At 52.5% G+C, this 15,225-nt stretch carries 8 protein-coding genes; 4 read left to right on the top strand and 4 right to left on the bottom strand.

What is annotated here, in order from left to right:
* The first annotated feature begins 41 nt into the window (after positions 1–41).
* The 3 genes from H5P27_RS08765 to H5P27_RS08755 all read left to right on the top strand — a co-directional run bounded on the left by H5P27_RS08765 (position 42) and on the right by H5P27_RS08755 (position 2,241).
* Positions 42–692 (top strand): SGNH/GDSL hydrolase family protein, encoded by a 651-nt coding sequence (locus tag H5P27_RS08765; protein ID WP_185660028.1) that lies wholly within the window; start codon positions 42–44, stop codon positions 690–692.
* Positions 693–739: 47 nt separating this feature from the next.
* Positions 740–1,123: a VOC family protein gene (locus H5P27_RS08760; protein WP_185660027.1), complete on the top strand. Its 384-nt coding sequence runs from the start codon at positions 740–742 to the stop codon at positions 1,121–1,123.
* A 212-nt stretch (positions 1,124–1,335) separates the two neighbouring features.
* On the top strand, positions 1,336–2,241 hold the full coding sequence (locus H5P27_RS08755; RefSeq protein WP_185660026.1) for a hypothetical protein: 906 nt from the start codon (positions 1,336–1,338) through the stop codon (positions 2,239–2,241).
* Positions 2,242–2,298: 57 nt separating this feature from the next.
* On the opposite strand, the gene H5P27_RS08750 is transcribed toward H5P27_RS08755, so the two are convergent.
* Entirely contained in the window at positions 2,299–5,190 is a 2,892-nt protein-coding gene (locus tag H5P27_RS08750; protein WP_185660025.1) for a glycoside hydrolase family 2 TIM barrel-domain containing protein, read from the bottom strand.
* 218 nt (positions 5,191–5,408) lie between these two features.
* Between H5P27_RS08750 and H5P27_RS08745 the strand changes: the two genes are divergently transcribed.
* Positions 5,409–6,389 (top strand): carboxylesterase family protein, encoded by a 981-nt coding sequence (locus H5P27_RS08745; RefSeq protein WP_185660024.1) that lies wholly within the window; start codon positions 5,409–5,411, stop codon positions 6,387–6,389.
* A gap of 97 nt (positions 6,390–6,486) precedes the next feature.
* Here the strand turns inward: H5P27_RS08745 and H5P27_RS08740 are convergent, their stop codons facing one another.
* From H5P27_RS08740 to H5P27_RS08730, 3 genes are all read right to left on the bottom strand, one after another.
* Positions 6,487–7,842, bottom strand: a complete 1,356-nt coding sequence (locus H5P27_RS08740) for a glycoside hydrolase family 28 protein (protein ID WP_185660176.1) — start codon at positions 7,840–7,842, stop codon at positions 6,487–6,489.
* 121 nt (positions 7,843–7,963) lie between these two features.
* On the bottom strand, positions 7,964–9,124 hold the full coding sequence (locus H5P27_RS08735) for a hypothetical protein (RefSeq protein WP_185660023.1): 1,161 nt from the start codon (positions 9,122–9,124) through the stop codon (positions 7,964–7,966).
* A gap of 145 nt (positions 9,125–9,269) precedes the next feature.
* Positions 9,270–14,738: a rhamnogalacturonan lyase family protein gene (locus H5P27_RS08730; RefSeq protein WP_221774655.1), complete on the bottom strand. Its 5,469-nt coding sequence runs from the start codon at positions 14,736–14,738 to the stop codon at positions 9,270–9,272.
* Between the last annotated feature and the right edge of the window lie 487 nt (positions 14,739–15,225).

Genomic DNA, 15,225 nt, shown 5'->3' with positions numbered 1-15,225 from the left:
TTCGCTTGACCTCGCGCCTTTGCACACTAGGCAAGAGCTCGATGCGATTAGCTCCCCATTCAAGGCTTCTTTTTATTGGCGACTCGATTACCGATTCGGGTCGTGAGCGAAAATCTCACGCTTCGCCTTGGGAAGATCCAGGAGGATTAGGCTTTGGTTACGTAGAGTTCGTAAACGCCATGCTTCAATCCCGCTGGCCTGAGCGAAAAATTCGTGTTCTTAATCGGGGCTTAGGTGGCAACACCATTCGCGATCTTGCCGGGCGATGGAAACGAGACGTTCTAGACCTTCGTCCCGACTGGCTTTCAATCAAGATCGGTATCAACGACGTCTGGCGGCAATTCGATTCCCCTCGCTCGCCTCATGTGCATGTGTTGCCCGAAGAATTCCAAGCCACCTACCGACAACTCCTGGAGGCGACCCGAGATCGCCTGAAAGGGCTCATCATCATCTCCCCCTACCACATCGAAAGCGATCGGCACGATCCCATGCGACGACGCATGGACGAGTATCGGAAGATGACCCAAACAATCGCCTCTGAGTTTGACGCCATCTACGTGGACAGCCAGCTTGAGATGGACCGGCTGATGGAACACATCGCCCCCCAGCTTATCGCAGAAGACAAGATCCATCCCAATTCCATCGGGCACATGGCACTAGCTCAGGCAGTCTGCTGTGCTCTGGAGAGCTAGCCCCAAAACCCTTTAACACAAAACCTTAACCCAATCTCTGGAACCCCATGAAAATCGAACATTTCGCAATCAACGTGAAGGACCCCGTCGCAGTGGCCGACTGGTACGTCGAAAACTTCAACATGAGCATCGCCCGCAAGATGGACGAGGCACCCTTTACCCACTTTCTCAAGGACTCCGTCGGCGATGTTATGGTCGAGATCTACAACAACCCGAAGAACGAAGTCCCCGACTACGCCAGCATGAACCCGTTGCTGCTGCACCTCGCATTCGTATCAGTGAATCCTGAAGCAGATCGGGAGCGTCTGGAAGCGGCAGAAGCCACCTTCGCAGAAGAGGTGAAACTCCCCGACGGTTCCCACCTCATAATGATGAGAGACCCGTGGGGCTTTTCGGTCCAGCTCTGCAAGCGTGGCGAACCTATGCTCTAGGCGGCTTTCAAGTATCGGACCTGCGAATACGTAGGGGCTTAACCTAGTCAAAAAGGGTTCGCTATCCCTCCCTTCTCCACCAAGGTTTAAGAAATCTCCCCGCTGGGCGCAACTTAGCGTAACGCCGTCTGTCGGGAGAACGGTTCAGATGTAAGATCCTAGCTCAATCGCTGGGATCTTTCTCTATACGCCTACCAACTACCGACTCACGTATGATCAAGCCATCCAAGATACTGATATCTGCCTTTTCCTGCGCGCTCCTCTGCTCAGCGAGCTCGCTGCGAGCGGGAGAGAATTCGCCCTTTGGCACCGATTTCATACAGACCTTCAGCGGCACCGAACTTCCTTTCACGCAAAACAACTCCGAGCTAAATATCGAAATTCGCCCCAAGATAGGCGACCTTCTGGATGAGCCTTTCATTCGTTTGCCAATCGAGCTGGAGTACGGTTTCACACCTAAGTTGGAGGGCAGCATCGGAGTCATCCCCTTTCTTGAAAACCCTTTCCACGGAGATCGCGCCAGCAGCGATGGCTATTTCACTTTCGGCCTAAAGCAGCGCATCGACGCTTTGGAAAACGACCGCCTCGCTGTTTCAGTGGGCCTAAACGGACGTTTGCCATTGGACACCATCCCTAGCGACTGGCAACGCGACCAATACGACTCCTATACGCCCTTCTTCGTCGCCGCCTACGAAATCGACAAAAGCGGAGAGTGGACCGTTTTCTCCAATGTCGCCTACGAGCTCTTGGATAAAGACAACAACCAGATGCCCTACCTCATTGAAGCTCCCAACTCGCTCGCTAGGTTTACCACCGGCTTCATCCACCACCCACCGGGCGATTTGCGCTACGGGCTGAGATTTCTCTACATCACCGAAGACTTCGACGGCGGAACAAACGACGGTTTGAAAATCATCCCCAGCATAACCTGGTATCCACCGGATGATACGTGGTTCTTTCGTTCCATCGCGGGACATTTCGAGCTAACCCTCGACGTGGAGTACGCCATGGAAAAGTTGCCCGAGCAAGCGGAGGAGAGCGACATCGGGATCAATTTCAAAGTCCGCTGGAATTTGCTGCGCAAAAACGAACGGGCCAAAGAAGCCGTAATCCGTTAAGCTCTCTTTGAAAGGGAAGAATCCCCCACCAAAAGTGAGTTTTGGGGGATAACCGGCTTACTGGGCAGAAACCACGAGAGAACCGGATTCCACTCCCTCGGACGATACTCGTAGCGTAACCTCCCCCATTTCGCCTGGCTTGCTGCGTAGCACTGCCACTGCTTGCCCGTAGAAAAGAGGGTGCTGCAAGTCGGTGAGCCCATCCATCTCGGTGGCATCTCCGTTGGCTACCCCCATAAACGTAGCCGGTCCTTCCACCTCGAAGGTGAGTGTATTCATAGCCCAAGGGCAGAGATTCCCAGCATTGTCAACTAGCTGTACTGTCACGTAACAGAGATCCATGCCATCAGCCGCGATTTCCTCGCGATCAGCAATCAGCTGCAAACGAACACCCTCTCCCGCTGTCACCACTGAGTCGCGACCAATCTCAACACCGTCCTCATACGCGACCACTTCGAGCGTCCCTCTTTCAAACGGGACATCGAAAAAGCGGATACGGTAGGCATCCACTATGTCGTAATAGGGGTTCGAGCTGGCATCCGCGTCCTCCAAGATTTCGAACTCCCGCACACTCGCCCACGCATCCCCAGCCACGGCTTTGACATTCAAACGCCAAAACCGGGACTCGATCTCCTGCAATGAGGCAATGGATACATTTCCATTGTTCTCAAAAGACAAATCCAGCTCCGTCCAAGTCTCTCCATCTTGCGACCCCTCAACGGAAAAAGTGTAATCCGACGCATTTCGTTCCCAGCGTATACGGGCAAGCTTGGCCGAAGTAGATTCCCCGAGATCGACTTGCAGCGATTGAGGAAAGCTTCCGTCCGCCGCGCACCAACGCGTATCCGGATTTCCATCGAAAGCTTTATCAGAAGTATTGTCCTTCAGCACATTGCCACCCGCATCTTGAAATACCTCCGCACTACTGGCATAGCTCGGCTTTTGGTATCCAAGATTTCCTGATTGCAGCGCGTCTGGATCCAACTTCGCTTTGCGGCCGAGGCTACGGCCATTCAAGAAGAGTTCGGCCTCGTCTCCACTGGTGTATACAAACACAGGAACCTCGTCCCCCTCTTTCCAATTCCAATGCGGAGAGAGGTGCACGGTCGGTTCCGTCTCGTTCCACTGACTGCGATACAAGTAGAATGTATCTTTCGGCAAACCGGCTAAATCGATGATTCCAAAATAGCTGCTGCGAGCTTCGAGCATGAGCTCCGGAGGCGAATTCGTCCCACGCAAGGGAGTAGGCTCTCCAAGATAATCAAATCCAGTCCAAACGAAATCCCCATTCAGGTAACGGTGCTTCCGCATGCGTTCGAACTCATGCTCAGGAATGTCTCCCCAAGGAGCCGCCGTCATAATGTAGGCACTCAAGTAACCATCGTCTCCGAAATCGATTTTGGATTCGGGCAAGTCCAATTCGTAGTGCCCGCGAGTTCCGAAAGCCGAAGCGGTCTCGCTGTAGATAATTGGCTTTTCGGGATAGTTCTTCCGGAAGTTCATATAGCGCTGGGAATAGTTCCAGCCCGACGTATCCAAAGAATCAAACACGCCCCATTCCCGGCGAGCCCCACCCGCCATGTGGCAGCCCATCGTGGTAGGACGTGTGCTGTCGTATTTTCGAAAGTAGTCCACCATGCGAGCCACGTGCTGGGCCGACTTTCCGTCCCGGTTCGACAAGATCGCACCATCCTCGTTGGCCACCGACCAGATCATGACGCTCGGATGATTCCGGTCCCTGCGTACGAAATTGCGAACCTCCTTTTCGGCGTGCTCATTCACAAACGTCTCCGTATCCACCGCGACCCCACCGGTAGGGCCCCACTTGTCGTACAGTTCATTGAAGACTACAATTCCAAGCCTATCGCACATCTCGAGCACCTCGGGAGCTTCAGGGTTATGAGAGGTTCGCAAAGCGTTCACACCCATGTCCCGCAAAAGCTCAAACTTGCGCTCCAAGGTGCGAGGAAAGAAGGCAGCTCCCAACATCCCCTGCGTATGGTGCTCATTTACACCCTTCAGTTCCAGACGGCGACCGTTGAGATAAAAGCCATCATCCGCGGTCCATTCGAAAACTCGAAAACCAAACTTCGTATCGACAATTTGAGTATCCGCCCCCTTCGCTCCAAGCTTCACCCGAGCCGTGTAGCGATGCGGATGCTCCACATCCCAACGCAACGCTTCTGCTAACTCGAAATTAAAAGACGCAACCTCCAAATCTTCCTTCACGCGAATCTCTCTACGCTCACTCGCAACCACGTCCCCGGCCGGATCTAGCAGCTCCACTTCCAGCCAAACCTTACGGGATTTCCCAGTTGAATTAGCAAGTTCTACTTCCACTCGTGAGCTCGCTCCAGTTTCATCAATTCTCGGTGTCGTTACTTGAACTCCCCAAACTGGGACATGGACTGGCTCAACAAGCCGCATACCGATCTTACGGTAGATCCCTGCTCCCGGATACCAACGCGAGTGATGACCGCGAGTGTCCACGTGGACTGCCAAAGTATTTACCTCCCCAAATCGTGCCGCCTCCGTAGCATCGATATGAAACGAGTTGTATCCATACACCCACGACCCGACTTCTACGCCATTCAAATAAACGACAGGGTTCGCCATAACTCCGTCGAAAATGAATTGAAGCCGTTTTCCTTTCGCCGCTTTGGGCAGCTCAAATTGCTTGCGATACCAGCCCTCCCCCTTCCAAGGCAACTTAGCAGTATTCGGATCTCCTTCCGGATCGAAATCGGAATGAATCGCCCAGTCATGCGGCAAATCGACCGACTCCCACTCAGAATCATCGAAATCGCTATCAGCCGCAGCCGGGAATTCGCCCTCCGCAAAACGCCAACCAAAATTGATCGGATCCACCTCGGTCGCATGAGCTGTGACTAGGCCAAAGCGAAGGGCGGAAACTAAGAACAAAAGCGAGGCAACAAGGGGTCTTTTCATAGGCAAAATTTTAACTGTAAACCTATGGAAGCTACCGAAGCTGGCTGCTGCCCAGCAATCTGACAGTTCCATATTCCAGAAAAAGTAGTATTGGGGTCCCACTGCAACGTAAGGAACCACAGCTAGTGGGAAAAAGACTTCAATACTCCCCCTCGGAAAGACTTTCATCCCGTTCGGGGCTGACATGGAGCCCTTGAAGGGTTATCCTAAGCTCGTTTATGAAACAATTCTCTATCATAGTAATTTCTCTCTCGGCAGCATTTACAGTCTCCAGCTGCTCACATCAGAGCCCCGAAACAGCGGCCTCGGACGCTTCCACTACTTGGGATCAATCCTACGGTGGAGTGGATAAAAGCTATGATGCCCAGCTTTTGCAGCTGCGCGAAGAGATCGCTCCAAAATTCAAGAATTTGACATTCCACGACGAAACGACGGGCTCGAGCATGGACTACAACCTGTACGTCCCCGAGAATTACCAAGCCGACCGAAGCTACCCTTTGGTGATGTTCATGGCTGATGCAAGTACGGTAGGAAAAGGAGCCATCGCCCCACTCATGCAGGGCTACGGTGGTATAATCTGGGCAACGCAGGAGAGCCAGGCGAAGACTCCGTCTTTCGTCCTCGTACCCTCCTATCGCGGACCAGACTGGGTCGTAAACGATGATTGGGAGACAAGCCCAGAGGTAGATCTAACTTTGAAAGTACTAAAATCAGTAGTTTCTGAATACAGCATCGACGAGGACAGGATCTACACTACCGGTCAATCGATGGGAGGTATGATCTCATTTTACTTAAACGCAACTCATCCTGACCTCTTTGCCGCAAGCCTCTTTGTCGGAAGCCAGTGGGACGTCGACGTACTTTCGCCACTCGCCGAAATGAGCTTCTTGTATGTCGTTTCAGCCGGAGACCAAAAAGCCTCGGGCGGAATGGAAGAACTCGGCGAGCTGCTCTCAAGCAAAGGCGTCGAATTCGGACAAACCGAATTCTCGGCCAAACTTAGTGACGCTGAAAAAAACGAGAAGGTATCTTCCTTGCTGAAGAATGGCCTTCCCATCAATTTCATCCGGTTCAGCGAGGGCACCGTACCTCCATCTAGTAACTCTCACGGCGGCGCGGAGCACATGTACTCTTTCGATTACGCCTACCAATTAGAACCGGCGAGAGATTGGCTACTCCAACAATCTAAGGCCGACTAAATTCTAGAATGATCGCCTAGCCAACGAGCTAGGCGAATCAGACGACCCTCTCAGTGTTCAAGGATTCAACAAACGCAAACCGCAGCCGCTGCTGATTCTACATAGCTTCCTTATTGAAGCTGAAATCGTTTACGTTCGTATTCTGCAAACCGCGTTCTTCGACCTTGCCCACCCGGACAGATTTCAGAACGACCCGCTCAACCGGCAGCTCTAGCTGTCCTTCTATTTTGGTTACATACTTAGCCTGCTCTACATCTACGTTTTCTACGTAAACATCTTCAATCGGAGTGAGCCGCGTTTCATAGGTGGGAACCAAATTCTTCCACTGGTACAACACATCCGTCTCGATGCCTAGGACACCGTAACGCAAACCGCCGGCGTCGACGTTTCGCATGTAGATGTTTCGCACGAAGCCACCGCGCCGTTCGTTCGTTTTGATAAAAAGAAGGTGACCCACGTTTTCGATATCTTTGTCCAAGCTGCAGTTTTCTACTAATACGTTTTCGACGCCCCCGGATAACTCGCTCCCGATCGCGCAAAGTTGGTGACCGTTCTTCACCACGCAATTGCGAACGACTACATTGCGAGTCGGCATGTCCAGACGCCAAGCATCCCGATTACGCCCTGACTTGATGGCTATCGCGTCGTCGCCTTGGTCAAACACGCAGTCTTCTATCAAGATATTCTGGCTCATCTCGGGATCGACTCCATCGTTGTTGTGACCAAAAGCCTTCACTTTCACCCCTCGGACCAGCACATCGCGGCTCATGAATGGATGGATTACCCAAAAGGGACTATTCTCGATCGAGATACCTTCCAGGCGCACTCCGACGCAACGGTTGAACTGGATAAACTGGGGACGCATGTTCGCCTCGCCAGTCGTCATGTCACGATCTTCAACCGGTACGTCATGCGAGGCCATTTCATACAAACGCTTGGAAGCCTCTAGATGCTCGGGCGGACGCTTGTACCAGATCTTCCATGTATCCAAATTTGCGTACAGCTTCCCCTCTCCTATGATTCCAACATTCTCGCATTCGAAAGCATAGATCAGAGGAGAGTAGTTGAAACACTCCATTCCTTCCCAAGTCGACTGCACCGCTGGCAGGTAATCCTCAGGATTAGATGAAAACTCTAGCACCGAGCCTTTTTCCAAATTCAGGCAAACCCCGCTTTTGAGGTGGATCTTACCGGTCGGCCAATGCCCCTCTGGTACAACAACCTGACCTCCTCCTGCAACGTGGGCTGCTTCGATAGCAGCTGCAAAAGCTTTTGAAACGGAAGCCTGGTTGTTCTCCATGGCCCCGAAATCCTCGATCGAAAAGCGAGATGCCTTGGAAAAGTCCGGAACCTCAAAGCTTGGCATCTCGAACGGAGCGTTTTCGACGCTTATAGTTTCGTAGGCAAGCGTACTTGTCTCGTGCGTAGCCGCTTCCAAAGGGGATTGCAGCATAAGCGCTAAAGAACCGCTCAATGCAGCCACGAACGAAAACTTAGACAATGGTAAGCGAGAGAGTAGCAAAGCCATGATCAATAAGGGGATTTTTTTCATGTGTTTCAAAATTGTAGCCGGACTACCGACCATCAAAGAGAGCCACGAGCTCCGATCTCATCTCAGAGGAGAGGCTGTCAGATTTTTCCAAATACGCTCTGGCGGCCCTCCTGTCAGTCGCCGCCCACTGCTTAACCACTCGGGACAGGGTATCGTTGCGTAAACCATTGTCATAAAGCAGCTCCGCCCATTTAACCGCTTCCCGAGGTGCTGATTCCGCCCGATTGGAGCGGCTCGCCAAAGAGAGTAATCCCGTATCCAAATCCTTAGAGGCTGGTTGTTGCAAAATCCATTTCGCAGCTGCGTCCTCATCTGTAGCAACCCAAGACCTCAAAGCCTCGCTCAAAGCATGACTACGCTCCGAACTTTCTGGGAGTTCACTGGCATAGCTCGCAAGGGCGGCAGGATCGCTCGTTGCCCAGCTGGAAACGACTTTCGAGAAAGGTTCAGTCCCACTTCGAGAGAGGGCAAAGGCCGCGGCCTCCTCTGGTTGGTAGCGAGCCCAATGTGACAGGGCAACGTCTTCCGCTTGCCTACTAAGATTATCCTCAAGCGTATCGGAAAATTCGAATGCTGAATCGTAATCGCCCGAGTAGCATAAACCTTTCAGGACAGCCATAGCGCAATCACTACGACGTTCAGCTCCGTATACTTCGAGAGCTTGACCAAACACGAGACTCGCGTTTTCAGCACCACCGGTTAGGTTTTTCAAAGCTACCTTGAGGAGACTTTCCTCCCCGTAGCTCAAGGCCCAGTCAAACGCTGCTTGAAAATCGCTTTCCGCCCAAGACTCAACTACTGATTGCAGATAGATGCCTCTCAAGTACTCGGATTCTGTAGTGGCAGCTTCTCTAATTGCCGAGTGCGGATCTTCCTGGGCCAAGCGGACGAGCCAGTCCTTATTCTCTAATGCAGATCGCTCGGAAGAAGCATGAGAAACGCGCTTACTTTCTAAAACAACTTCACGGCTGGCGTATCTTTCATTCTGATACGATTTTTCAAAAGTTTCTACTTTCGGAGAAATGATCGATTCCCCCTTCGATGCCTCTAGGTATTCGGGTGCGACCCTTTCCGGTACAAGGTCGGTGGGCGAGCTACCAGTCCCCGCCATATACCCGAGCCCGAACAAAGTTGCTCCAGCGGCGAGATAAACCACCCACTTGGATTGAGACAGAATTTTCATAAGGTCATTTTATAAAAGTAAAACCTGGCCACCGCCCCCGCAGTGGCCAGGCAGTAAATAGCCTCAGCACATCTACCCCAACATACTGAGGCTGCTACTTACTACTCAAAATCGCTTCATTTTGATAAGTCTTGAAGCGAAAAGCTTACAAACCATCCCCTTGGTACTCGAGTTCAACCCAATCGAGGAATGGGCCTTCGCGGTCCCCAATACGAATCGTGTGCCCACCGGGATAGAGGAAGAACAACAAAGGATCACCTGCCGTACGACTTGTTGCGTAGTCTTCTACATAGACGGTATCAGACTGTTCGGTATCCCATACGTGCTGGGAATTGGATGCGCCATCGATTGAAACGTAGAACGAGTCAGTCGTTCCATTTAGCAGCACCGTTTTAACCCCTGCCTTCAGAGCATAGAATCCTGCGTATTCCACATTGAACTGGAATAGGGCGTAGTTAGGTGTCGGAGACAGTGATCCACCGGTTTCGATCGCGTATCCACCACTGGCAGCAGAGTCTTCTACGACCGTGAAGTTTCCGCCGATCTCTGCAGCATTTTCGGCTTCCTGGTATGCCTCTCCACCCTCAGTGAAAAATGGCTGAGCCAGTGGCGCCTCATTCACCAACTCTACTTCGAAGTAATCGAGCTTGAGCGGTTCACGATAGCCAAAGCGTACGAAATGCCCCCCTGCTTCCCAGAAGATCAGGAGTGGATCCTGAGAATCGGAACGCACGTAATCTTCGGTGAAGCTAGACGAAATCGCAGTGACCCAGCGGTTCTGGAAGGGATCTGCCCCGTCGATGGCGACATACATAGAGTCGCTACTGCCATCCGGCGATGCCACAGAGGACTTGATGCGGTAGTAGCCACGTACCGGAATGTTGAAACGCATCTCCAGATAGTCCGTCCCTGGCAGGTCGGTACCCTCATCGCTGCTGCTACTGATCGCTTTCACAGCATTTACTTCACCCACAGGTCCTGCCAGTCGGCTGTCGTAATTTAGTTCGAAAGACCCTGCAACGATGCCTTCTTCAGCCTCTTGGATAAGGTCACCACCGGTGGCGTAGAAAACACCGAGCTGAACCACGTCTACGTAAGAGTAGCTGCCAAGGTTGTCCTGGGCTCTAACCTTTACTTGGTAGCCGCCCGCGGCCAGAGCGCTCAAGGTGTGGCTGTACGGAGCACTTGTATCCGCAGCAACCAGAACGTCATCGACGTAGAATTCTACGAGAGCTACCGACCCATCCGGATCGCTGGCCGCTACCTCGATGGTAACATCGTCACCATCGAGCAATACAGTGCCTTCACCCGGAGATGTAATTTCCGCTACCGGCAAGTCATTGTCGAAAGACACGTCCATTAAGTAACCGTACGACTCGGCCACAGAGCCATTGTCACTGTAGGCACGGGCAAAGATCTCGTATTCACCAGGCAATACAAACCAATCGTAAGCGAATGGCTCGCCGCTGGCCTCGCCAACTTTGACTACAGGATCCATAGCATAATATTCAACCTTCTCAATCGAACCGGAAGCTACCGTGGCAGAGGCGGTAATGCTCATGGTATCGCCCCAACGCCATTCGATCGCAGGATCAGCAGGAGTAAGCAAAGTAACAGCGGGCACATCGCTAAGAGCTCCGACATCCCTGACGATGACCTCGTCGACATTCGCCAAATCGTTGCCGATGGATTCAATCACGATCGAATTGCTGTTTCCTGGATTTAGCTCGATCTCGATATCCATCGTCACGTAGCCTGTCCAGCTGCCAGAAGCAACGAAGTCGATTGCTTGCGAAACACCGTTGATCGAGAGCGTTCCGGCTCTTGAGCCTGAACCGAGAGCGTAGCGCACACTTAGGGTCTTGGTTCCCCCTAGACCACCATCCACGGTTGGGAACTCTAAGATACCTTCAGAACCTGGGAAGTTCATGTAACCGATTCCATTGAATCCAGTATTGGAGGATTCAAGAACCATGGATCCGGTTCTAACACCATTCTCGGCGTGGTAGGTATGATCCGCCTCACTTTGCAGGCCACGAACCGTGAGCTCGTCGATGTAGAGTTCACCTTCGCCTGCCGCAGTGAACAGAATAGTGTTCGACTTCCCAGCATCCAACGGGGCAGGTACGACCAGCGTTGAAAAGGCAGAGTCCGTAGAATCGTATTCAACCGCGAACGAGTTTCCGTTGACCAGTACAGCCCCCACTCGGCTAGTAGCCTCTGGATTTGCAAATCTGATACGAAGGAGTGCCATCGATCCGGATCCTCCATCGACTTGCTTCAGCTGAATTTGGGCATCTCCACTCGGGAGCGTGGCGTAACCAGTTCCGTTGAAGCCTGCGGTGTCGGCTGCAGCGCCCGAGCCACCTACAAGTCCGCCATCCTCGAGCTGGTAATCAGCTTCGTATCCGGCCGGCAATACAGTGACTGCGACGTCTGAAGAGCTCGCGGTTGTGCCGCGATTATCTGTAGCCACCGCTTGCAAACTTATTTGTCCGACCTCGCTCGGCGTCCACTCAAAGCCAAACTCAGGTCCCGCGGAGACTCCGAGGGACTCTCCGTCCTGGAGAAGCTCAACCTGTTCGACGCTACCCACACCATCCGATGCCTCAACGTCCACCGGCAAAGCCTCGGAGACCAATGTATAGGCTCCCGTACTCGGATTAACGATTTCCACACTCGGCGGATTATTGATCAGAACGTTAACAGTATCGCTCTCGACAACCGCGCCCAAATCGTCGGTCGCAGTAGCCTTAATAGCATAGTCTCCCTCTGGGATATCATTCCAAATGTACTCGTAAGGATCTGAAAGATCAGTGGTGAGCACAGAATCGTTAACAAGGAAATCGACCTGTGCGACCGCTCCTCCCACGTCTTTGGCAAGAGCGGAAAGAAACAGATCCGTGCCCTCTAAATTTGTGTATCCGTCGACTGGATTGATCAGCTGTATCTCGGGATCCTGATTACGTAGCACTCCCTCCACTTCGATACCATCGACCAAAATGGTACCACCTCGAGCGAACATGAAGATGGTATTCTCAGTTCCTGGAAGTAGCTCTATTGTTGTCTCTGCGTACTGCCACGCATCCTGAGAGTGCGAGCGAGAACGAGAATGAGAATGAGAGCGTGAGCGTGAGCGGGAGTGCGACTCATTCAGGCGAAGCCGTACGAAGCGCCCATTCACGCAAACATAGAGTTTCTCCTTGCCGCGAGACTTGGTGCTGTAACGAATGCGAAGCGTCTTGTGGCCTCCATCAAGTCCCCCGTCCACGTTTTCATACAGCAGAAAATGCCAAGGGCGACCTAGGATGGCGTAGCCATCGCCTTGGTATCCATCCACGCGAGTCCCTCTCGGGGTCCATGGCGACCAAGCGATCGCATCGTCGTAAACATCGTTATGAGTAACCGTGACAACGAGGGGAGCAGATACGCCCTGCAAACCTTCGTCATCGGTTGCCACAGCTCGCAGCTCAAACGAGCCACCCTCCGTAGCGTCCCAGATCGCCGTATATGGATCAGTCAAATCCATTCCATAAAACTTAGCATCTTCGTAGAACTCAACCGAGCTAACCGCGCCGTCTGTATCGCTCGCTTCAGCAACCATGGCAACCTCGTCGCCGATCTTGTACACCTCTCCATCAACAGGAGATACGAGTGAAACTTCAGGGTCCACACTGGTTCTTGCGTAGTAGAAGTCAGGGCGGGCAGGTGGCAACATTCCATCCCCCAAGTAAAAGCCGGTGTGAGGTGGCTGGTTGTATCCAACATTCTGCCACGCGATAGCCAAGCGGTACTGGCGGTCGTGCATAAGAGTGACCAAACGGTTATTCGCTGGGATGACCGTCGAGTAAATACGCAGCTCTGTGCTATCTACGTTGCGCCAGATGACTTCCTCACGCCAATCTCCGAGAATGTCGCCGCTGAGGTTAGGAGTCGCTTTGGTGCTATTGTTGGAGAGGATACCATCATCCGTGAAAATCGCCTCTTGCGAACCAACACTCCAGTTCCACTTGGATATAGTAGTGTTGTTAAGCATCTCACGCAACGGATCAGCGTCCCACCAAACCAAGAAATTCATAGAGGGAAGGCTGACAGTCTCGATGGCTTCACCCGAGACAGAATGCATGCCTCCGCGTGAAGCCCACGTTTCGAAACCACGGTAGCGCGGGTCAATGTCAGCCGCAACTCCACGACCCACGTCTGCTCCGCCGCCTCCGACACCGAAGATGATTTCGCCCGTGGCCGCATCATGAAGTTCAGAACCGTTAGCTCCATAAGAGCTAGGAGACTCGTGAGGCATCCAAACCTCCAGACCTGAGCGGTCCGGATCCATATCCGAAAGATGCAAAGCGTCGCCGTGGCCGAGATTGGTATTGTAGAGTCCAGTACCATCATCGTCGATCGTCGAAGCTCCGTACACGATCTCGTCCTTACCATCTAGGTCGACGTCGCCTACAGTGATGCTGTGAGCTCCTTGTCCACGATAAGTATCCGAGACAGCTTCATCGAGAGTATCAAACATCCAACGCTTAGAGAGTACGCCGCCTCTCCAATCGTAAGCCACCAATGCTGTGCGAGTATAGTAACCGCGGCACATAACCAAACTAGGGCGAGTACCGTCGAGGTAAGCGACAGCAGCATTGAAACGGTCTATTCGATTTCCATAGCTATCTCCCCAGTACTGATTGATCTCCGCTGTAGTTGGAAAATAAGTACCAGGCACTCTTTGCGGTTCGTAAAGGGTCGAGACAAGCTCCATGCCAGTAAGGCCATCGAAGATCGTCAAAAACTCAGGACCTTCCAAAATGTAGCCGCCGCTGTTACGTCTGTCCGCCTCATGGTCGACTGGAATTTCCGATAGAGCGACATCGCCCTGCCAATTTTCAGGCTGCGCGATGTAAGCTCCACTGGCGTCCATAGAGCCTTCCGCAGTGCGGCAGGCAATCTCCGCTTTGCCATCTCCATCCAGGTCGTAGACCATGAACTGCGTGTAATGGGAACCGGAGCGAATGTTGACGCCCAAATCGATTCTCCAAAGCAACTCGCCACTTAAAGTGTAGGCATCGAGGAGCGTGTTGCCTGTGAAACCACTCTGCGAGTTGTCCTTCGCATTGGAAGGGTACCACTTGACCACGACTTCGTAGGCGCCATCTCCATCGAGATCCCCCACAGAAAGGTCATTGGCGGAGTATTCAAAATTTCCGCTCGCAGTCTCTCCCCCCTCGGGAACCTGAAGCGGCAGGCTGAGGTACTGGCGCACCTCCGCGTCTGCGTCTATCGATACCGTATCGCTCGCGGCGAGTTCCACGCCGTCTACAACCGCACGCACGTAGTATTCATTGGCCAATGACAAATCTGCAGCATTATCCACAAAGTCAGTCGTTAGCGAAACAGCTTCCATGGTCAGCTTGACTGCAGGGCCTCCATCCGCGGAGCGGTAGACGTTAAACGCAGTGCCTTCAGAGTCGCTGGCAAGCAAACGCCAGCTCAGGTACACCTGATTCTCATTAGCTTTAAGAGCGACCAAGCCACGGTCAAGGAGCTCCAGCTGATGTGGAGCGGAGCGAGTTGTGTGCGCGAATATCAAGACGGAAAAAAGTAGGCTGAGCGCCATTTTCCAGCCGATAGCACAACTAAACGAAAAAGATCTGGGTATCGTCATTCGGGGTTGTTTGTGGGGAGTTAAGACCGGTCAGGCCACAAGGGCTTGAGTCGATCGGGGCAAGTTAGAGAAACAAAATGAAAACTTCCATAGATTGGAAATTTTCGAAATCTGATGCAAAGCGATCGGCAAAACACAACCGTTTTCAGCCCTAAAGACCGACATTTACCTTTAATAAGGTACAATAAAATCTGATTCATCCACTATTTTGTATCTAATCAGATTTTTTTGTGGAAATTTTCCAATTACAGGTGTTGTAAACATTTACTCGACCGCTGCTGGAAGACTTAGGCCCCACCCTGGCCGCTTCTACCCGCACCCAACTACCCACACCCTTTTTCTACCCGCGTCTTAATACCCGCACCCTACTCTACCCACACCCATTTTCTCATACCCAAATAAGGCGCCGCACCCAGCGGACGCCTAACCCTACCTACAT

The sequence above is a fragment of the Pelagicoccus albus genome (assembly GCF_014230145.1).
GTDB classification, from domain to species: Bacteria; Verrucomicrobiota; Verrucomicrobiia; order Opitutales; family Opitutaceae; genus Pelagicoccus; species Pelagicoccus albus.
This window is presented reverse-complemented; position numbering and strand designations above follow the sequence as displayed.